The organism is Candidatus Binatia bacterium, assembly GCA_029248525.1.
Classification (GTDB): Bacteria; Desulfobacterota; Binatia; order UBA12015; family UBA12015; genus UBA12015.
Window position 1 is genome coordinate 36,250 of the sequence record JAQWJE010000046.1, and the last position, 21,046, is coordinate 57,295.

The window sequence follows — 21,046 nt, forward strand, 5'->3', positions numbered from 1 at the left end:
TTGGATCCGTGGCCTTTCGCTTGCTGCATCGATCCGGGACCGTCACTATTTGCGAAGCATGCGAACCCTTTCTAAATTCCTCCAAGCAACCCTCGCCGGCCTCGTCCTATGCGCGGGCGTCTCGCTATCCCACGCCAGCCCACAGCATGGCCTGGCAATGCATGGCGACCTGAAATACCCGCCGGCCTTCACCCATTTCGGGTACGCCAACCCGGACGCGCCCAAAGGGGGACGTTTCCGAACCTCGACGCTGGGCACGTTTGACAGCTTCAATCCATTTCTGGTGCGCGGGAACCCCGCCGCCGGACTCGGCAACATCTGGGATACCCTGATGACGCCGTCGGCCGACGAACCATTCAGTCAATATGGCCTGCTGGCGGAATCGGTCGAGGTCGCGCCCGACCAGTCCGAAGCCACCTTTACCTTGCGGGAGAACGCACGATGGCACGACGGCAAGCCGGTCACGCCCGAGGACGTGATCTGGTCTTTCGAGACCCTGCGCGACAAGGGCCAACCCTTCTACCGGGCCTACTATGCTGGCGTTACCGCCGTCGAGAAAACCGGCCCGCGACAGGTCCGCTTTCAATTCGCCCACGGCGGCAATCCGGAATTACCCCTGATCATCGGCCAGCTTGTCGTGCTGCCCCGGCATTGGTGGAGCGAGCGCGACTTCAGCAAAACCACTCTCGAGCCACCACTCGGCAGCGGCCCCTATCGCATAGCGTCGTTCGAGCCCGGCCGGAGCATCACCTACGAGCGAGCAGACAACTACTGGGGGGCCGACCTTCCGGTCAATCGCGGTCGGCATAATGCCGACACTCTGAAGATCGACTATTACCGCGACGGGACCGTCGCGCTGGAAGCTTTCAAGGCTGGCGAATACGACTTTCGCCCCGAAAATATGTCGAAGGCATGGGCGACAAGCTACGATATCCCGGCTGTCGACGAAGGGCGTCTGATCCGACGAGAAGTCCCCAACGGTCGACCCAGCGGCATGCAGGCCTTTGTGATGAATACCCGCCGTCCGATCTTCAAGGATGCGCGTGTCCGCCAGGCACTCGGGGAAGTCTTTGACTTCCCGTGGTCCAATCAGGCCCTGTTCTACGGCCAATACACCCGCACCCGCAGTTTCTTCGACAACTCGGATCTGGCCGCAACCGGCCTCCCCGAGGGAGCAGAACTCCGCGCGCTCGACGCCGTGCGGGACCAGATCCCGCCCGAGGTTTTCACCGACGTCTATGATCCGCCGACCACGGACGGCTCGGGGAATATTCGCGCCAATCTCAAAACGGCGCATACGCTTCTCGGCGAGGCCGGTTGGAAGATCAACTCCGACACACGCCGTCTCACCAATACCGCGAGCGGCGAAACCCTGGACTTTGAAATCCTTCTCGTGGCACCGGAATTTGAACGCGTGGTGCTCCCCTTCAAGAAAAATCTCGAGCGCCTCGGAATCAACGTCACCGTCCGCACGGTGGATGCAGCGCAGTACCGCCGGCGCATGGACTCATTTGACTTCGACGTGATCGTCGGAACGTTTGGTCAGTCCCTGTCGCCCGGAAATGAGCAGCGGGACTATTGGGGGTCTGCCTACGCGCAACAAAATGGCAGTCGAAATCTGATCGGCATCGAAGACCCGGCCGTCGACACCTTGATCGAAGGAATCGTCCGAGCACCAACCCGCGCAGATCTCGTCGCACAAGTCCGCGCTCTGGACCGGGTCCTCCAATGGAATCATTGGGTCATTCCCCAATGGCATATCGCAAATGATCGCATCGCTTACTGGAATAAATTCGGCATGCCGCAAACAGTGCCTCTGATGGGTGTGCAGACCGACACCTGGTGGATTGATCCGCAACGGGAAAAGGCACTCGGCACCTCGAAGGAATAGCCGGCCGGCTCGATGGTTGCATATATCTTCAGACGTCTGATTTTGGTCCTGCCCACGTTGGCAGGCATCATGGCGCTCAACTTTTTCGTGATTTCACTCGCACCCGGCGGGCCGGTCGAGCAGGTGCTGGCCCGCGTACAGGGCACCGACGTCAGCGCCACCGAAAGATTCTCGGGCGGCGAAGGTCGCGAGGTCGCAAACAACCAGAAACCCATGCCGGGGGCAGGCACTACCGGTAAATACCATGGTGCGCGTGGCATCGACCCGGAATTCATTCGCGAACTCGAAGTCCGTTTCGGTTTCGACAAACCGGCTCACGAACGCTTCTTCCACATGATCGGGAATTTCCTGCGTTTCGATTTCGGAGAGAGCTTCTTCCGCGACGTTTCGGTCGTCTCTCTGGTGGTCGAGAAGATGCCGGTGTCGATCTCGCTCGGCGTCTGGACAACCTTGCTGGTCTATCTGGTCTCGATCCCGCTGGGCGTGGCCAAAGCCGTGCGCAACGGCAGCCGCTTCGATCTCTGGTCGTCGACAGCAGTCATCATCGGCAATGCCGTGCCGGGATTCCTCTTTGCGATTCTCTTGATCGTCGTCTTTGCCGGAGGTCGCTACCTGGACTGGTTCCCGCTGCGCGGACTTGTATCCGACGACTTCGATCAGCTCTCCTGGCCCGGGAAAATTCTCGACTACCTCTGGCATATCACCCTGCCGGTGCTTTCCATGGTGATCGGCGGCTTTGCCAGCCTCACCATGCTGACCAAGAATTCCTTTCTCGATCAGATCCACCAACAATACGTCACCACCGCCCGCGCCAAGGGGCTCGCCGAACGACAGGTTCTCTATGGCCATGTCTTTCGCAACGCGATGCTGATTGTCATTGCCGGATTCCCCGGAGCTTTCGTCGGCATGCTTTTCACCGGCGCCTTGCTGACCGAGGTGATCTTTTCGCTCGACGGTGTCGGCTTGCTTGGTTTTGAAGCCGCCATCAACCGCGACTATCCCGTGATGTTCGGCACCCTCTACTTTTTCACACTACTCGGCTTGGTCATGAAGCTTGTAGAAGATCTGACCTACGTCTTTGTCGATCCCCGGATTGATTTTGAAAGCCGGGATTCATGAAACCGATCACCCGGCGGAAAATCGCAGCCTTTCGGGCAAACAGACGAGGCTGGGTATCTCTCTGGCTGACGGTGGCTCTCCTCGGTATGAGTCTTTTTGCCGAAGTGATTGCCAATGACCGTCCCCTGCTCGTTTCCTATCAGGACGAGTTGTACGTACCGCTGATCGAAACCTATCCGGAAACTACTTTTGGCGGTTTCCTCGAAACTGCGACCGACTATCGGGACCCGTTCATTCGCGAGACCATCGAAGCCTCCGGATGGATCCTGTGGCCGCCGATTCCCTATAGCTACGACACCGTTATTCATGACCTGCCCGTACCGGCCCCGTCCCCGCCGAGTTGGCAAAATTGGCTGGGCACCGATGACCAGGCCCGGGATGTAGCGGCAAGACTGCTCTACGGACTCCGCATCTCGCTGCTCTTCGGCCTGACTCTCACATTGCTGAGTTCGATCATCGGCATTCTCGCGGGCGCGGTGCAGGGGTATTTCGGGGGTTGGGTCGATCTTGTCTTTCAGCGCCTCATCGAGATCTGGGCCGGCATGCCCACGCTTTATCTATTGATCATCCTCGCCAGTGTGGTCACGCCCACATTCAGCTGGCTGCTGGGCCTGATGTTGCTTTTTTCCTGGATGACGCTGGTCGGCGTGGTGCGTGCCGAGGTGCTGCGCACGCGCCAATTCGACTACGTCCGGGCCGCACGCTCCCTCGGCATGGGACATGCGCGGATCCTCCAACGCCATGTCCTGCCCAACGCCATGGTGGCCACTCTGGCCTTTCTGCCCTTCGTCACCAGTGGCGCGGTCGTGACCCTGACCGCCCTGGACTTCCTCGGCTTCGGACTTCCACCGGGTTCGGCATCGCTCGGCGAACTCCTGCGGCAGGGAAAGGACAACCTGCAGGCGCCGTGGCTCGGGTTCGCCGGATTCTTCTCGATCGCGACCATCCTCACCCTTTTGGTCTTTGTCGGCGAAGCCGTGCGGGATGCTTTCGATCCGCGCAACGGCATCAATGGGGCAAACGACGAAGTACCGGCCATGGGTGACGCGCAAAGCGTACCCGCCACCGCACCCGATGCGCTTGTCTCGATCCAGAATCTGGAGATCGGATTCCCCACACCCACCGGATTTACCGAGGCCGTCCGCCGCATCTCTGTCGATGTAGGGCCAGGCGAAGTCGTTGCCCTGGTCGGAGAAAGCGGCTCGGGGAAATCCGTGACCGCGCTCTCGATTCTGGGTCTTCTGCCACCCGCAGCCAGAGTCGGGGGAGGACGCATCGAGTTTCGCGGGCGAAACCTTCTGGAGGAAAGGCCGGACGCGCTGCGCTGCGTCCGAGGCAACGAGATCGGCATGATCTTTCAGGAGCCGATGACCTCCCTGAACCCCCTGCATACGATTGAAAAGCAGGTGGCCGAGGCCATCGGCATCCACAACCCCGGCACAGCCGACTCCATTCGCCGGCAGGCACGCGAGCTTCTCGAGGCTGTCGGTCTGGAATCGGTATTGGAGCGTGGATCCCCCTACCCGCATGAGCTCTCCGGTGGGCAGCGACAACGTGTGATGATCGCCATGGCGTTGGCGAACAAGCCGGACCTGCTGATCGCCGATGAACCCACGACCGCTGTCGACGTCACCATCCAGGCACAACTGCTCGAACTGCTGGCCTCCCTGCGCGCGCGCTACGGCATGGCGATGCTCTTCATCACCCATGACTTGTCTGTGGTGCGCAAGATCGCTGATCGCGTCTGCGTCATGAATGCGGGGCGGATTGTCGAAACAGGCCCCACGAGCGAGGTTCTGCACACCCCGGAGCACCCCTACACGCGTCACCTGCTGGCCGCAGAGCCCTCAGGCGAACCCGATCCAACTCAGATCCGATCGCCGGAGGTACTCGGCGTGCGTAATCTGAAAGTCTGGTACCCCATTCGGACGGGCCTGCTCCGGCGCACCACCGATCATGTAAAGGCCGTAGACGGCGTGACGCTGGATGTGCGCGAAGGAGAAACGCTCGGCGTGGTCGGTGAAAGTGGGTCCGGCAAGAGCACGCTGGGGCTTGCGATTCTGGGCCTCGTCGCCAGCCAGGGAGAGCGAAGATTTCTCGATCACGATCTCGCCTCGAGCACTGCCGAGGAAACCCGCACCTTTCGGCGGCAAGCACAGATTGTCTTTCAGGATCCATATGGCTCACTCAGCCCGCGGCTCTCCGTGGGCGAGATCGTCGGTGAGGGCTTGCTGGTTCATCCCGCGGGCATCGATGAGACCGGCCGGCGCGCTCGGATTGCAGCAGCCCTGCAGGAGGTCGATCTGCCCGCAGATGCGGCCGATCGCTACCCCCACGAGTTCTCGGGTGGACAGCGCCAGAGAATCGCCATCGCCCGCGCCATGATCCTGCGCCCCCGATTGATCATTCTCGACGAGCCAACCAGTGCGCTCGATGTCTCCGTGCAGGCACAGATCACCGAACTCCTGAAAAACCTGCAAAGACAGCATGGAACCAGTTATGTTTTCATCAGTCACGATCTGCGCGTCGTGCGCTCGCTGGCACATCGTGTTGCGGTCATGAAGGCCGGACACGTGGTCGAGCAGGCGCCCACGGGCGATCTATTTGCCTCCCCGCAGCAGGCCTATACGCAGGAACTGATCCGGGCTTCCCTCCTCTGAGTTTCGATAAATCGCCCGAAATTAGCGGCAGGATTCATCGGCTCGTCTTTGCTAGAAAAATGGTCCGTGTTCACTGAGCCAAGAGATACACTCGCTCCCGACGAGCCCGCCGCCACCGTCATCCTCTTGCGTGATGCCGCCGATGGTCTGGAAATTCTGATGCTCCGGCGCAATTCCAAGCTGAATTTCGCCGGGGGGCTCTGGGTCTTCCCGGGCGGCCGCATCGATGAGGCTGACTGGACAGGTCTGGCTTCGGACGATGACTGTGGCGCTGCCAAAGTCTGCGCCGCGCGCGAGGCAGCCGAGGAATCCGGTCTCGAAATCGAGCCCGCGGACCTGGTTCCCTTTTCTCATTGGACACCGCCGGACAACTCACCGCGGCGGTTCCTGACCTGGTTTTTTGTCAGCCAGGCACCGGTGGGCGATGTCGCGATTGATCGCGGCGAGATCCACGACCATCGCTGGGTGACGGCGGCCGAAGGAATGCGCAAAGTGCAATCCGATGAAATCCAGGTTCTGCCGCCCACCTTCGTCACCCTCGCCATGCTGGCAGACTTCCCCACAGTGAAAGCGGCCCTTTCTGCGATCGAAGCGGCCCCGGTGGACTTCTACCGCACTCGCATCGGACTCTCCGACGCCGGTGCCACCGCGCTCTGGGAAGGTGATGCCGGATACGCCGCCTCGGACCCCGAACAAGCGGGCCCTCGCCACCGACTTCTGATGGCGTCGGGCGGCTGGGAGTATTTTCGCGAGCGAACCGAGGAGATCTGACGATGGCCGCAAAAGCATTCCTGTTTGATTATGGTGGCGTTTTTACCGCCTCCCCGTTCCGCGCGATTGACGAGCTCGGCGTCAAGATCGGCGCCGCACCCGGCCAGGCCGTGGAAATCATTTTCGGCCCCTATGCGAGCGATACCGACCACCCTTGGCATCGCCTCGAACGCGGCGAGATCTCGCTGCAGGAGGCTCGGGAGGCGATTCTGGCTCTGGGTCAGAAGGTCGATCTCGAGACCGATGTTTTTCAATTTTTCTCGGCAATGAGCACCGGGGCCGGGGTCCGCGAGGAATTCGTGGATCTGGTGCGAGAAATCCGGGCCGCCGGTCATAAAACCGGCATGATCACGAACAACGTCCTCGAATTCCGGGAGCATTGGGAAAAGACCCTCCCGCTCGGCGAGCTTTTCGATGTCGTGATCGACTCCAGCGCTGTGGGTGTGCGCAAACCCGATCCCGCCATCTTCACGCTGACGATGGAACACCTCGGAGTTCAAGCAGAACATTCTGTTTTTATTGATGATTTTGAGGGAAACATCGACGCGGCCCAGCGCCTGGGGCTGCAGGGGGTTCTGGTCGAAGAAGATTTCGCTCCCTCGATCGCCGAAACTCGACGCCTTCTGGGCTGATTCGATCCGGGCTCGGTTGCGCCGCTTCTCCCTCTGAAAAAACGCTGGAAAAACCTGGCTTCCAGCTTTTCGGCCTTGCTTGAAGCCCACTCCACCCATATACTCCATCCGTAATCCCGGATGAAGCGATGAATGAGACCCCCGCACTGCTTGGCTGGATGAGCGCCCTGTCGGACGCCACCCGGGCCCGCACCTTGAGGCTTGTCGAGAGACACGAGCTGACCGTTGCGGATCTCTGCGCCGTTTTGCAGGCTCCTCAATCCACCGTGAGCCGCCATCTGAAAGTGCTCGCCGACGAAGGCTGGGTCGAGGCGCGTCCCGAAGGGACCAGCCGGCTCTACAGGATGCCGAAGGAAGACCTGGCCGGGCCCGCAAAGCGCCTATGGGCACTCGTCCGCGAGGAGACGGCGGCCCTGACATCGACCGCTCAGGATGACCAGCGGCTGGAAAGCGTGCTGGCCCAGCGTCGACGTCCGTCCGAGGAATTTTTCCGCTCTGCTGCGGGAGAATGGGATCGGATGCGCGACGAGATGTTCGGTCATCGTTTTGATTTGCAGGCGCTGGCCGCCCTTCTGGACCCCGATTGGACGGTTGCCGACCTCGGTTGTGGCACCGGAGAACTCGCGGCCAGCCTCGCCCCCTTCGTCTCGCGCGTCGTCGGGGTCGACAGCTCCAACGAAATGTTGCGCAGCGCACGTACGAGGCTCCAGCAGCTCAAGAATATCGAGCTTCGCTCGGGCCAACTCGAAGCACTCCCCATCGACGATCAAAGCGTCGATGCGGCCACCGCGTTTCTCGTCCTGCATCATTTGCCGGACCCCCTCGCGGTCCTCCGGGAAACCACCCGGATCCTGAAGCCAGGCGGGCGCCTTTTGCTTGTCGACATGCAGGAACACGATCGGAACGAATACCGCAGCCAGATGGGTCACGTCTGGCTCGGCTTCCCACCCGATCAACTTGCCAGCTGGTTCGAGGAAGCCGGCCTGGAAAATCTCCGAATCCATTCGATTCCCCCCGACCCGAAGGCCAAAGGGCCTTCGCTATTTGCCGCAGTAGGACAGCGGAGTCGCGGGACCGTTACTCTTCATTGAACCACGACCAAGGAAAGGAAATTTCGAGACATGAGCACCGCTGAAAAATTGGACACCCTGAATCGACCCGCCTACAAGGTAGCCGATCTGGGACTAGCCGAATTGGGCCGCAAAGAACTGCGCCTCGCCGAACAGGAAATGCCCGGATTGATGGCCCTGAGGGAAAAATACGGCAGCGAGAAACCGCTGTCGGGCTCCCAGATCATGGGCTCCCTTCATATGACCGTCCAAACCGCGGTTCTGATCGAAACTCTTGTCGACCTCGGGGCTGATGTCCGCTGGGTGTCCTGCAATATCTTTTCGACGCAGGACTCCGCCGCCGCAGCCGTCGTTGTCGGACGAGATGGAAGCGTCGACAACCCCACAGGCACCCCCGTATTTGCCTGGAAAGGCGAGACTCTCGAAGAATATTGGTGGTGCACCAACGAAGCTCTCGTATGGCCGGATGGCACTGGTCCCGATCTGATCGTGGACGATGGCGGCGACGCCACCCTGCTTTGCCACAAAGGTCTCGAGTTCGAAAAATCCGGCGTCATCCCGGAGTTCGATCCCGAAAACGACGCCGAGGAATACGGTGTCATTCTGGACCTGATCCGGAAGGTAGCCAAGGATGCCCCGGGACAGTGGGCGCGAGTCAATGAAAAGCTCCGCGGCGTTTCCGAAGAGACCACCACCGGTGTCGATCGTCTCTACCAGATGGCTCGCGACGGAGAACTCCTCTTCCCTGCGATCAACGTGAATGACTCGGTGACCAAATCGAAATTCGATAACGTCTATGGCTGCCGCCATTCATTGATCGACGGCCTGAACCGCGCCACTGACGTGATGCTCGGGGGCAAGATTGCCGTGGTCTGCGGCTTTGGTCAGGTTGGCAAAGGCTGCGCCGAGTCGCTTCGCGGTCAGGGCTGTCGAGTCATCGTGACGGAAATCGATCCCATTTGTGCGCTGCAAGCAGCCATGCAGGGATTCGAAGTCGCCACGATCGAGGACTTTATCGATCGAGCGGATCTCTTCATCACGACCACCGGCAACTTCAACATCATCACTGCCGAGCATATGTCCAAAATGAAAGACAAGGCGATCGTCGGAAACATCGGCCACTTCGATAACGAAATCGATATGGCAGGCGTGCAGAAGATCGCGGGAATCGAGAAGATCAACATCAAGCCCCAATACGACGAGTGGGTCTTCCCGGACGGACATTCCGTGCTGGTTCTGGCCGAAGGTCGTTTGCTCAATCTCGGTTGCGCCACAGGCCACCCGTCGTTTGTTATGAGTGCCTCGTTCACCAACCAGGTTCTGGCCCAATTGGAGCTCTGGCAGAATCCCGACAAATACGAGACGGCGGTCTATATGCTGCCGAAACATCTGGACGAAGAAGTCGCTCGTCTGCACCTCGGCAAGCTCGGCGTCAAGCTTACAACCCTGAGCGAGAAGCAGGCCGACTATCTCGGCGTGCCCGTCGAAGGCCCCTTCAAGCCGGATTACTACCGCTACTAGAAAGACGCCTGACACTAAAAAAGGGGGGTCGGACGATGCTGTCCGGCCCCCCTTTTCTTTGCCTGCTGTTGTTCAAAATCTAAGCGGATGTTGCCAGCTTCTCGACCGCTGCCAGGATTCCTTCGGGGTCGAGACCCTGATGTTCCATCTGCTGCCACAAGCCGCCGCATCCATCGAGGTGGGTCCCGATATGAGCATATTTGGGCGTGAGCCCACGCGCCAATAGCCAGGATCCGAAATGAACCCCCAGCCCGTTCGTCTGGCTGAGTCCTTCAGCAACCAGAACAAAGGGCGATGATCCGACTTTACGCATCAGATCCTCGTCCACCACGTTGAGTGTGGATTTATTGATCAAGCCCACGTCCATACCCTTGGCTCTGAGCTGCTCCACAGCGTCCAACGCTCGATAAAGCGTTTCGCCGAAGCTGACCACCCAGCCCGCAGTGCCCTCACGAACGATCTCGTCACGCCCCGGCTCGAAGGTGTAATTCTCGCCATGGAGCAAATCACCATTGGCATCGAGCAGATCCGGCAAAGCCGATCGGTTCGAGAACACGAAACGCATGCCGGGATCATGGAAGACTCGCTCGAGCACCGCGCGCATCTGATGCTGGTCTCCGGGGAAGTATAAACGGGTCGTATCGTCCTCACTCGCCAGACCGTTTGCGGCGAACATATTATTGATTCCGAAATGGCATGTATTATCGGCCATATCGTCGACCCCTGCATGGGAGAAATGTGCAAGAACGTTGGCCCCGTTCAGGCGGGCCATGGTGATTTCCGAAAGGCACATCTCGAGGAAAGCCGAGAAGGTTCCGAAAACACCCTGACGGCCTTTCTCCATGCCGAATCCGGCCGCGGCGGAAAAATTTCCTCGTTCCATAATGCCGCTGCGCACGAAGACGTCAGGCACTCGCTTGTGGATATGGTGCAAACCGCAGGACCCTTCCAGATCACTATCGATGACCATAACCTGGCGCTGCCGCTCGGCCGGGTCCATCTTCTCGAGCATATCCGCAAGAACAATCCCGAAAACTTCGCGATTCTTCCCCATCGTGTCCGAGCTCCCGCGGTGGCCTGAGGGTGCTTTTTCCTTGGTGACCCCCGCCAGATATTCGAGAGCCGCGGTATGCCCTCTCGCCTCGAGGTAGGGCTCGGCGAGGCCGACCGAAATGACATCGTGCCCCTTCGGCAGACCTTCGAGTCCCTCGATCCCGATCGCCATCTTCCGACGATTGATCAGAGCGTGAGGGCCTTTTTTCGTTACGGCGGCACACATCCGCCGATACAGTGCCGGGAGGTCCTCGCCATCACCGTCACAGATATCCATCCCGTGACCCTGAAGGGTCTTGCCGACATCGAAGCCCGGCAAATAATCACTCGGATGCCCGGCAATCGTGACGTCATTATCGTCAATCACGAGCTTGATATTCAGTTGATGCCCCACGGCAATCCGAGCGGCTTCGGCATCGTCACCTTCCTGCTGCGAGCCGTCGGAACCGAAGACGATGACCGACTTCTCGGGGTTCGCAAAGGCGATGCCGTTGGCGAAGGGCCATAAATGGCCGAGGCGCCCCGACGAGAAATGGACCCCGGGGGTGTGCCCGAATTCCGGATGGCCCGGCAGTTGACCGAAAGCCTCCCGGTAATGAAGCAATCGTTCCTCGGGCATTTCACCGTTCAAAACCGCCATCAAGTACTGAATGGCGACGCGATGACCCGCCTCGTCGAGATACAGTGGCACCACCGGCTGGTCGCTGCGGACAAAACCATCCATGATCAGCACTTCAGGAACAATATCGTAGGCGCCGCCGGTATGACCCCCGAGGCCCTTCGCCGCAGCACATGCGGTGAAGAAAACGATAACATCCCGACATAACTGAATATTATCAGCTAACTGACGCTCCTGATCAGGAGAGAGTTCGGGGTTTTTCGGGTCCAGCGGTACCGGCCGAAAGGCGGCAAGATCAATCGGGAAACTCATCCATTGCTCCTCAATGCGGGATGTCGGCCCGGTTTTCGGGCCAGATTTGTCTTCAGACACTTGTTTACAGAAAGTTTCTAGCTGGCAGCGGTAGAACACGCATCTGCCGTGGCCTGTATTTCATTCGCCATAGCTCCTAGCAAGCATTGCGATTCGACCGTTGGTCAAGACGTGGAACTCGCGTACAAGGGATGTGATGTTTCAACGCACCACAAAGGAGAAATTGATGTTCCCAGCCCTCGCCCGCCAATGCCGGCCCGGCCTTGTCGCCCTGCTTTTGACCCTGATCCTCGCACCCGGATGCGCCGCCATCGGGACCTGGACGACCTACTGGATCAAAGGCGACGGTCCTACCGGAGCAGACCTCGAACTTCTGCGGGAGCAATCAGCCCCCTACCGTCAGCGCGGAGCTGGTATTATCGTCGGTCGTGCCTTCCTGCAATTCCCGGAGAACAAGGAGGTTCGATCCTTCCGAGGACGCATCCGTATGGTTCCGGCGACCCTGTTCGCAGAGCATCGGCTGGAAAAATACGTCATGAAGAAAAACGAGTTCCCGCCCGAAATCGAGTCTCAGGTAAAATGGGTGACTCGTTCGGATACCGAAGGTCGGTTCGTCTTTCGGGAGCTCCCACCGGGGAAATACATCATTGCCTCGGAGATCGCGTATGTGAGCAATTCCGACAAGGCCCAAATGGCGATCGCCTGGTCCGAGGTCGAATTGGGCGAAGGTGAAACCAAGCAGACCTTTGTATCGCGGGAGATCAAACCCGGGATCCTCTAGGCGAATGCCGCTGCATAAAAAAAGGCGAAGCCCTGATCAGGGCTTCGCCTTTTTTTTGAATCCGGAAGACCTCAGTCAGCAGACTTCTTGTAAGCTTCCTTGGTCGAATCCCAGCCGTCCTTGGTGCCCGTGCCGACGGCTTTTGCGGCATCCTTGGTCGAATCCCAGCCCTTCTTGGCGGCATCGCCGGTGGCATCAGCCGCGTTCCCGACGGCCTTCTTGCTGGCATCCCATCCTTCTTTGAAACCGTCTCCGGTTTCATCGGCGGCGGCGGCAAAGGAATCCTTCGCCTCCTTGGCGCTATCGGAAGCCAACGCCAGAGGGCCCGTGCCCATGATCAAAATCGCGGCAAATACTGCGGTAAACAATGATTTCATCTCTACTCTCCCTTGAACTACTGCAAATGAACGCCTCGAACGGCGCCCGATTAACCTTTTCACAAGCTGTCGAAAGCAGAAAGCGAAAGTCGACAGACAACCAAACCTGATATTTAACGACGGGCCGTCCAGGTGGTCGGCCCGTCCGGTGCATCCTTCAAATCGATTCCGGCCGCGGCCAGTTCATCTCGAATCTCGTCAGCCCGACCAAAATCTCTCGCCTCACGTGCCTCGGCCCGCTCCACGATCAGTGCCTCAATTCGCGGGGCATCCATTCCCGAGGCTTCCGCCCGTCCCTGGCGCATTTCCTCAAGCGTTGCTGCCGGATCGCCCTGCAAGACACCCAGAACGGATCCTGCGGAAACGATGGCGCGACCGACCGAGGCCGCCTGAGCGCAGTAGCCGACGTCGATCATGCGATTCACCGCACGCACGCCGTCGTGCAAGGCAGCCAGCGCCCTCGACGTATTCAGGTCATCATGCAAGGCGCTTCGGAATTCCGCGAGAAGCTCCTCAGCCTCTGGTACCGGGGCCTCCGGAGGCTCCGACTCAAAGGCCCGCGCCAGGGTCTCGTACATCCGGAGCAAGACTTTCTCGGCGTCGGCAACCGCATCCATGGTGAACTCGAGAGGCGAACGATAGTGGGTCTGCAGAAGCATCAGGCGCAACGCCTCGCGCGGGAAACGTTCCAGAGCATCTCGAATATTGACGATATTCCCGAGCGATTTGGACATCTTCTCGTCGCCCAGACGCAGAAAGGATACGTGCGCCCAGTGGTTCGCGAAGGGCTTCCCGGAACTGCCCTCGGATTGAGCAATCTCGTTCTCATGATGCGGGAAAACCAGATCCTCCCCACCGCCATGCAAATCAAAGGTCTCCCCCAGATAACGGCTGCTCATCGCCGAGCATTCGATATGCCAACCCGGTCGTCCCGCGCCAAAAGGACTCTCCCAGAAAGGCTCTCCGGGCTTCGCAGCTTTCCATAAGGCGAAATCAGCAGGATGACGTTTATGGGCATCCACCTCTACCCGCGCCCCGGCCTTCAGGTCGTCCAGATTTCGGCGCGAGAGTCGACCGTAGGCGGGGAAATCACCCACCGAAAAATACATGCCGTCGGGCGTCCTGTAAGCCAGACCACGCTCTTCCAGTTCGGTGATCATCGCTACCATTTCGGGAATATGGTCGGTAGCCAGTGGTTCGACATCGGGGGCACGATTGCCCAGAGCGGCCGAATCTTCCTGCAGGGCATTAGCAAAACGACGCGATAATTCCTCCGAGGTCTCGCCATTCTCGCGAGCCCGGTTGATGATCTTGTCCTCGATATCCGTAATGTTGCGGATGTAAGTTACCCGCTGCCCCGTCCATTCCAGAAACCGTACGAGGGTGTCGAAAACCAGCATGACGCGCGCGTGCCCGACATGCGCGTAGTCGTAAACCGTCACGCCGCAGACATAGAGGCGCACATGACCGGCCTCGCGGCAGACGAGCGGCTCGACCCGGCGAGTCAGCGTATTATAGAGTGCGATCGATGCATCCTGGTCGGACATCTACTCCTCGGATTCTCGAAGTTTCGCAAGGACCGACATATCCTCCAAGGTCGTGGTATCGCCGATGGTATCCTTGCCGGCAGCGATATCCCGCAAGAGGCGCCGCATGATTTTTCCGCTGCGGGTCTTGGGAAGCGAGTCGGTAAAACGCAGGTCGGCCGGCTTCGCGAAGGCCCCGATCTCGGAGCCGACATGTGCGCGCAACTCCTGGCGCAACTCGTCACTGCCTTCGCGAGAACCCTCCAGCGTCACGAACGCGGCCAGAGCCTGCCCCGTTACTGCGTCGGGTCGATCGACAACCGCGGCTTCCGCGACAAGCGGATGCGAAACAAGCGCACTTTCCACTTCCATGGTGCCGAGACGGTGTCCGGAAACGTTCACGACATCGTCGATCCGACCCATCACCCAATAATAGCCATCATCATCGCGTCGGGCGCCATCGCCCGTGAAATAATTCCCGGGGATATCGCTCCAATATTGTTGCACATAGCGATCCGGGTCGCCGTAGACCGTTCGCAGCATTCCCGGCCAAGGCTTCCGGATGACCAGCAATCCACCCTGATTGAGGCCCACACTCTTGCCCTCGCGGTCCACAACGTCCGGGAAGATACCCGGCAAGGGCAATGTGCCTGAACCGGGCTTTGTCGGCGTGGCACCCGGAAGGGGTGAAATCATGATGCCGCCGGTTTCGGTCTGCCACCAGGTGTCCACGATCGGGCATCGATTCCCACCGATTTTCTCCCGGTACCACATCCATGCTTCCGGATTGATCGGCTCGCCGACCGTTCCGAGGAGTCGGAGGCTCGACAAATCATGGCGCGCTGGCCACTCCTCACCCCATTTGACCACCGAGCGAATCAGCGTGGGCGCGGTATAGAGGATGGTTACCCCGTATTTCTCCACGATATCCCAGATTCGATCCGGCTCGGGATGGTTGGGGACCCCCTCATACATCACGCTCGTCGCTCCATTCGCGAGCGGGCCGTACACCAGATAGCTATGGCCGGTTACCCAACCGATATCCGCGGTACACCAATAGGTATCCGTATCCTTCAGATCGAAGACCATTTTGGAGCTGTAGGTGGCATGGGTGAGATAGCCACCGGTGGAGTGGACCACCCCTTTCGGTTTTCCCGTCGTACCACTCGTGTAGAGAATGAAGAGAGGATGCTCGGAGTCGAGCGACTCGGCGGGGCAATCGACGGAGGCCTCCGCGACCAGGTCATGCCACCAATGGTCGCGGCCCTCGGTCCAGGCAACTTCCTGCCCCGTCCGCCGGACCACAAGTACATTTTCGACCGTCGGACATTCGACAACTGCCTTGTCCACGGCTTCTTTCAGCGCGAGTTCCCCACCCCTGCGAAAACCGCCATCAGCCGTCACGATCAGTTTGGCTTCCGCGTCGTTCATGCGATCACGAACCGCGTCTGCGGAGAAGCCTCCAAAGATAATGGAATGAGTGGCACCGATCCGGGCACAGGCCAGCATCGCTATGGCCAACTCGGGGATCATCGGCATATAGAGCCCCACGCGATCGCCCTTGGTCACGCCTAGTTGCTTGAGAACATTGGCCGCCCGACACACCTCCCGGTGCAATTCGAAATAAGTGATTGTGCGCGTATCACCCGGTTCGCCCTCCCAGATCAGCGCGGCCTTGTTCTTGCGCGATGTTTCCAGATGGCGGTCGAGACAATTATAGGCAACGTTGGTTTCTCCACCGACAAACCACTTCGCAAACGGGACCTCCCACTCAAGGGTCTTGTCCCATGGCTTGAACCAGTGAAGACTTTCCGAGGCGATCTTGGCCCAGAACCCCTCGGGATCCTTTTCCGAGGCAGCATAAATTTCCTGGTACTCCGCGAAGGAGCCGATATGCGCCTCTTTGGCAAAGGCTTCCGGAGGATCAAACTTCCGATTTTCCTTCAAGACCGACTCGATTACACCTTCGGAATCACTCATCAAAAATCTCCGCTTCCCCGTCGGGAAGAATTTCCTGCGCTATCGTTTCCCTGTTCCAAACGCTGTCACCAAAGGCGACTTCAGAACTTTTGGCGCGCTTAAAATATATGTGCATGTCATGCTCCCAGGTGAACCCGATCCCGCCATGGATCTGAATGCCTTCACCGGCGACCTCCCGGAATGCATCGGAGCAATAGGCTTTTGCCATGGCAGACGCCAGATGCGCTTCCGGAGACCCGCTTGCGATCGCCCATGCAGCGTACCACGCCGCCGAACGACCGCTCTCCACTTTCACCATCATATCGGCACATTTGTGCTGGATCGCCTGAAAAGATCCGATCGGCTTTCCAAATTGCTCCCGCACCTTGGCGTAATCGACCGACATTTCGAGGATCCGGGCGGCACCGCCGCAAGATTCCGCCGCCAAACCCGCTCTTGCCGCGTCGGCGAGTCGCTCCAGTTGCCGCCACCCGGAGCCCTTGGCGCCCACCCGATCGGCCAGGGGCACCCGCACCGCGTCGAGGCGTACCTCGGCTTGTTTGCGTGTCTGGTCGAGAGTCTTCAAACCGGTCATCGTGACGCCGTCCGCCTTGCCGGGGACGAGAAAGAGATCGATACCGCTTGGCCCCTCGCTCCCGGCCTCCCGCGCGGCCACGATGAGCCAGTCCGCACCGATGGCATCCGGGACGAAAACTTTTGTTCCCCGCAATTCGACGCCACCGGAGACCGGGCTCCATTCGGCCTCGATGGCCTCCGGGGCAAGTTGTCCCGAGCTTTCCAACCAGGCAATGGTCGCGCGGATCTCCCCCGCGGCAATTCCTGGCAACAGGGCTCGGGCGGCGGGACCTGTCGCCTGCGCAGATAACAGGCTCGCCGAGCAAACCGCTGTAGAGAAAAAAGGCCCCGGCAAGACAACACGGCCCATTTCCTCGAGCAGCAGCGCCATCTCGACAAAGCTCAATCCAATCCCCCCATCCTCCTCAGGAATCATCATGCCGAGCCACCCAAGCGCTGCCATTTGGCGCCAGAGGGCGGGGTCGTGTCCCTCCTCCTCGGCCATCAAACGGCGGACCAGAGTCATCGGGCATTCCTTTTCGAGAAATGCTCGTGCCGAATCGCGTAATAGCTCCTGATCTTCGTTGAATCCGAAATCCATTATGATCGCCTACAAGCTTTCCCGCGCTCGAGGAGAAAGCTGACGCCCAGCGCCAATTTTTTGACGTTTCGCGAGTTTTCGTCAAGCCCTCGACGGCATTCCGCGCCGCCCGCTCGAGCCGACGCGGGCAACCCGATCCGCGAACCCCTGCGGAATGTAGGCCGATTTGTGTCCCATAACAATCTCGGGGGGGCAATTGGCCTTTGGCATTGCCATTGCATCCGTAGTTTCAAACCATGAACGGAATCACACCTCGAATCAGTCTGATCGACGTGCGGGCACTTCGCCCCGCAAGCTTTGGTGCCAAAACGGAGAACGGAACCACCGGAGGGAGACTTTCGCCACTTGAAGCGCTCCTGAGGCCGCGAAGCGCTGCTGTGGAACGCGAACTGCCCGAGGAAATTCCATCTGGCAGCTTCTACGGCATGGTCGGCCGAAGCCCGGCCATGCTCTCGGTTTTCGCCACGCTGGCGAGAATGGCGGCCTACCCCGTCACACCGCTCCTCCTCGGAGAACCCGGCTGCGGTAAAAGTTGTGCGGCGAAGGCCCTTCACCGAGCCTCGGATCGCGCCGCAGAACGGATGATTTCCTTTGATTGCCGACAGGCTCAGGACCTGCCGATCGAGAGTATTCTCTTCGGCCAGGTCGGCGGAATTGCTCCCGCGCAGAATTCGGCCGATCGGCCCGGATTGCTCGAGATGGCGCATGAGGGGACGCTTTATCTGCAAGAAATCAGCGAACTTCCGATAGACGTGCAGGTGAAACTCCTGCGCTTTCTGGAGTCTCGCGAAATCCGGCGTGTCGGCTCTGCGCAACTCAGGCGGTTGGATGTGCGAATCATCACCTCGAGCGAGAGAGATCTCAGCCTTCTTTGCACTCAGGGGAAATTCCGAGGAGACCTGCTCTACCGCCTGAATGTCGGATCGATCGTCTTGCCCCCATTGCGCGAGATCCCCGAGGACATCCCCATGCTGGTCAGTCATCTTCTGGAGCGGGTCGCGATGGTCAACGGCCTGCCACCGCAGGCGCTCAGCGCTCAGGCACACCGGGAGTTGGCCGCATATGGCTGGCCGGAAAACGTACGCCAATTATTTGCAGTCTTGCTGGCGGGGAGTCGGCGGGCCTGTGGACGTGAAATTCAGAACACGGATCTGGGCCTGCCCGCGATGGACCATCCCTCCATGCCGGGCGTTTGAGCGACGGGGCGCTCAGGCGTCAGCGGTGCCTTCCCGCGAGCGAAAGAGGCGGTCGATGCTCTCCTCCTCACGGTTGGCTTCGAGCAAGGCTCGCAAAGTCTGTTCCAGCGCGGTCAGCTCGGTATTCACGGTCACCAAAGACTCCACCAGGCCAATCCAGGACTCCTGTTCGGGAAGCGGTGCGTCGCCTTCCTCGCAAATCGTTACGCATTTCTGCGTCACTTCCAGAACGCCTTCCGAGGCGCCCTCCAGATGTGTGGCCAAATCAATAAACGTATGACGATCGATAATCATGGGGATTTTCCTCCAAGCCCGGAAATCAACTGTGTCGGACCTGCTTCCCCTTAAAGGCAAGTGGAGTGCCAGCTTGGACCACGCAAAATAAGGCTTTTTTCGGAACCCCAACCTTGCATCCGCACAACATTGGGGCAGTTCTTGCGGCAGCGCTCGATTTCGGGAAATGCGCCGCTACCCGAACGCCTTATTCGGCCAGAATCCGCTCCGCGGCCAAACGTCCCGCTCGGGCAGCCGCACCCGACCCCGTCGAGGGCATCCCGGGCAAGCGAACTTCGGCATTCGCCAGCCGGACACCTCCAATACCGGGAACGGTTTCGGGCAAGGTGCCCGCAAGAAGAGGGTCCGCTCCATCCTCGTCTGCGAGCCAATGATGCTCCCATTCGATCGAGGCGCTGGCACCCGGCAGCATCAGTTCCAAAGCGGCGCGCAAGCGTTCGCCGGTACCTTCGATAGCGGCCGCATCACGGATTCCGGCGGCTGGCAGCGCGGCCCGACCCAGCACGAGAGCTCGGCCGGGAGGCGCAACCCGCGGGGCAAGGGCACTGGCCCGGAACAAGGAAAGGCGCTCGCCTGCGGAGAGCGACAGGTCTCCCGACCCGGGAACCGCGTCGAGAACCACGGGCGCGTCAGCAAGCGCCTCGACGTCGGATGCCTTGATGCCCCAGGCCACCCCGAGCGAATGACCAAGATTACCGGCGACCGTCCCCTGAAGGAAATCCTGCGCCTCTCCGGGAATCAGGTCGAGACAATCGTGTCGGGGCATCGCCAAAACCACGGCCTTGGACTCGATGGCCTCGAGGAAGGGCTGTTCTTCGCGGCAGACAGCCAACCCCACGCACCGCCCCTCTTCCAGAGCCAGTCCCACCGCCTGGGTTCCGAGGCGCAACTCTCCACCAGCCTCCAGCAAACTGTCCACCAGTGCTCCGATGACGCCTTGGGCTCCCGCAATAGGTGCGTCACCGAAACTCACCAACCGATGCACGGGGTCCGCGCCGAGTACCCGAACGCGTCGCTCCAGTGCCGCGATACTGGCAGCTTCCGGGTTTTGCGAACCGAGAAGCATCGCGCTGCGAAGCAAGGCGTTCGCAACCGGCTTTTCAATCTCCTCCCGAAGGATCCATTCGCTCAGAGTCGTATCGCGTTCGGCGGCAATCTCCTCATCACCCAGAGCAGAGAGCGTTGCGTATTGATCTCCCATCCCTGCAAAGACCCGGGGGGGGATCCCGTAGAGCGATCGCACCGCGTCGAGAGTGGCGGGCGAAGGTACCGCTCCGGGAACCGGCAGCGGAACGACTTTCCCCAGATGCCCCTCCTCATCCGTGGCCGCGACACGCAATTGGGTGCGAACATCAATATCCGCCAGAGCCGTATCCGCGACGCCCGCAAGCTTGAGCGATTCGGGCAGGTCGGGCGCCTCCCAGACCACCGGACCGAGGTCTACGGCATAGCCCTGAAACTGGGCCGTCTTGAGTCGCCCACCCGGGCGCCTCGCACGGTCCACGACAACCACCCGTTTCCCTGCTCGCGCCAGAACGGCAGCGCATACCAACCCTGAAAGACCCGCACCCACCACAATAACGTCGGTATCGCGAGAGGCCCCGCGGCGCTTCAACAACCAGGTGGGGAGGCTCATCGCTTCTCCCCCTCGCGATCCGCTGCAAGCTGAAGTCTCTGCGGGTCGCCGGTAAGGACCTGCAACGGACCTCCGAGATCCGTCACGCGCCCGATCACCCAGACGTCCTGATCACTGAACTTCTGCAAAAACTTCTCGGCATCCACGAGGAGCAGTGGCGGAACGACGACGATCTCCACCGCGGGCTTCACGTCCCCCGCAACCGGAAAAATCAGTTTCCCACGCTCGGATCGACCAGGCCCGGTGCGCGCCATGAGAGTCACCAGGTCCCCCAGGTAGGCGCCCAGATCGGGAGCCTCGACCGTCGGCGGTGGCGCCACCAGCCCCAGAGGGCCGACTTCCGGATCTTGAGACACAACTGGGGCACAAGCGGCGACAACGGAAAACAGAATCAGAAAAATTCGCTCACGCATACCGTTCCCTTACCCTTCGAGCATGAATCCGTCGAAAGA

At 60.0% G+C, this 21,046-nt stretch carries 17 protein-coding genes and 1 pseudogene; 10 read left to right on the top strand and 8 right to left on the bottom strand.

From position 1 onward, the window contains the following. Positions 1–58 precede the first annotated feature (58 nt). The 8 genes and pseudogenes from P8K07_11695 (at position 59) to ahcY (ending at position 9,664) form a co-directional block, all read left to right on the top strand. Positions 59–1,891, top strand: coding sequence for an extracellular solute-binding protein (locus tag P8K07_11695; protein ID MDG1959178.1), 1,833 nt, complete (start codon positions 59–61; stop codon positions 1,889–1,891). A 12-nt stretch (positions 1,892–1,903) separates the two neighbouring features. Next, complete coding sequence (locus tag P8K07_11700; GenBank protein MDG1959179.1) at positions 1,904–3,010, top strand: microcin C ABC transporter permease YejB; 1,107 nt, start codon at positions 1,904–1,906, stop codon at positions 3,008–3,010. After that, positions 3,007–3,999 (top strand): annotated as a pseudogene (locus P8K07_11705) (ABC transporter permease). Before P8K07_11700 ends, P8K07_11705 begins: the two are co-directional and overlap by 4 nt. Before the next feature lie 48 nt (positions 4,000–4,047). Continuing rightward, positions 4,048–5,670, top strand: coding sequence for an ABC transporter ATP-binding protein (locus tag P8K07_11710; protein MDG1959180.1), 1,623 nt, complete (start codon positions 4,048–4,050; stop codon positions 5,668–5,670). 66 nt (positions 5,671–5,736) lie between these two features. Continuing rightward, on the top strand, positions 5,737–6,441 hold the full coding sequence (locus P8K07_11715) for an NUDIX hydrolase (protein ID MDG1959181.1): 705 nt from the start codon (positions 5,737–5,739) through the stop codon (positions 6,439–6,441). Between the two features lie 2 nt (positions 6,442–6,443). Further along, positions 6,444–7,073: an HAD family phosphatase gene (locus tag P8K07_11720; protein MDG1959182.1), complete on the top strand. Its 630-nt coding sequence runs from the start codon at positions 6,444–6,446 to the stop codon at positions 7,071–7,073. Between the two features lie 128 nt (positions 7,074–7,201). After that, positions 7,202–8,164, top strand: coding sequence for a metalloregulator ArsR/SmtB family transcription factor (locus P8K07_11725; GenBank protein ID MDG1959183.1), 963 nt, complete (start codon positions 7,202–7,204; stop codon positions 8,162–8,164). A gap of 30 nt (positions 8,165–8,194) precedes the next feature. Continuing rightward, entirely contained in the window at positions 8,195–9,664 is a 1,470-nt protein-coding gene (gene ahcY / locus P8K07_11730) for an adenosylhomocysteinase (GenBank protein MDG1959184.1), read from the top strand. 79 nt (positions 9,665–9,743) lie between these two features. On the opposite strand, the gene P8K07_11735 is transcribed toward ahcY, so the two are convergent. Then, positions 9,744–11,648: a transketolase C-terminal domain-containing protein gene (locus P8K07_11735; GenBank protein MDG1959185.1), complete on the bottom strand. Its 1,905-nt coding sequence runs from the start codon at positions 11,646–11,648 to the stop codon at positions 9,744–9,746. Positions 11,649–11,874: 226 nt separating this feature from the next. On the opposite strand from P8K07_11735, the gene P8K07_11740 reads away from it, so the two are divergent. Next, positions 11,875–12,429, top strand: coding sequence for a carboxypeptidase-like regulatory domain-containing protein (locus P8K07_11740; protein MDG1959186.1), 555 nt, complete (start codon positions 11,875–11,877; stop codon positions 12,427–12,429). Positions 12,430–12,500: 71 nt separating this feature from the next. Here P8K07_11740 and P8K07_11745 read toward each other — a convergent pair whose 3' ends face one another. The 4 genes from P8K07_11745 to P8K07_11760 all read right to left on the bottom strand — a co-directional run bounded on the left by P8K07_11745 (position 12,501) and on the right by P8K07_11760 (position 17,468). Then, positions 12,501–12,806, bottom strand: a complete 306-nt coding sequence (locus P8K07_11745) for a hypothetical protein (protein ID MDG1959187.1) — start codon at positions 12,804–12,806, stop codon at positions 12,501–12,503. Positions 12,807–12,919: 113 nt separating this feature from the next. Continuing rightward, on the bottom strand, positions 12,920–14,353 hold the full coding sequence (cysS, locus tag P8K07_11750; protein MDG1959188.1) for a cysteine--tRNA ligase: 1,434 nt from the start codon (positions 14,351–14,353) through the stop codon (positions 12,920–12,922). Then, positions 14,354–16,312: an acetate--CoA ligase gene (gene acs, locus P8K07_11755; GenBank protein ID MDG1959189.1), complete on the bottom strand. Its 1,959-nt coding sequence runs from the start codon at positions 16,310–16,312 to the stop codon at positions 14,354–14,356. After that, positions 16,305–17,468, bottom strand: a complete 1,164-nt coding sequence (locus tag P8K07_11760) for an acyl-CoA/acyl-ACP dehydrogenase (protein ID MDG1959190.1) — start codon at positions 17,466–17,468, stop codon at positions 16,305–16,307. Before P8K07_11760 ends, acs begins: the two co-directional genes overlap by 8 nt. A 236-nt stretch (positions 17,469–17,704) precedes the next feature. Here P8K07_11760 and P8K07_11765 point away from each other — a divergent pair, with 236 nt between their 5' ends. Continuing rightward, a complete protein-coding gene (locus tag P8K07_11765) occupies positions 17,705–18,664 on the top strand; it encodes a sigma 54-interacting transcriptional regulator (protein ID MDG1959191.1) in 960 nt (319 codons plus the stop codon). A 12-nt stretch (positions 18,665–18,676) separates the two neighbouring features. Here the strand turns inward: P8K07_11765 and P8K07_11770 are convergent, their stop codons facing one another. The 3 genes from P8K07_11770 to P8K07_11780 all read right to left on the bottom strand — a co-directional run bounded on the left by P8K07_11770 (position 18,677) and on the right by P8K07_11780 (position 21,007). Further along, complete coding sequence (locus P8K07_11770; GenBank protein ID MDG1959192.1) at positions 18,677–18,958, bottom strand: hypothetical protein; 282 nt, start codon at positions 18,956–18,958, stop codon at positions 18,677–18,679. Between the two features lie 187 nt (positions 18,959–19,145). Continuing rightward, positions 19,146–20,594 carry an FAD-dependent oxidoreductase gene (locus tag P8K07_11775; protein MDG1959193.1) on the bottom strand — a complete coding sequence of 483 codons (1,449 nt, stop codon included), beginning with the start codon at positions 20,592–20,594 and terminating at the stop codon, positions 19,146–19,148. Next, positions 20,591–21,007 carry a hypothetical protein gene (locus P8K07_11780; protein ID MDG1959194.1) on the bottom strand — a complete coding sequence of 139 codons (417 nt, stop codon included), beginning with the start codon at positions 21,005–21,007 and terminating at the stop codon, positions 20,591–20,593. The genes P8K07_11775 and P8K07_11780 overlap by 4 nt, the downstream gene beginning before the upstream one ends. Positions 21,008–21,046 lie beyond the last annotated feature (39 nt).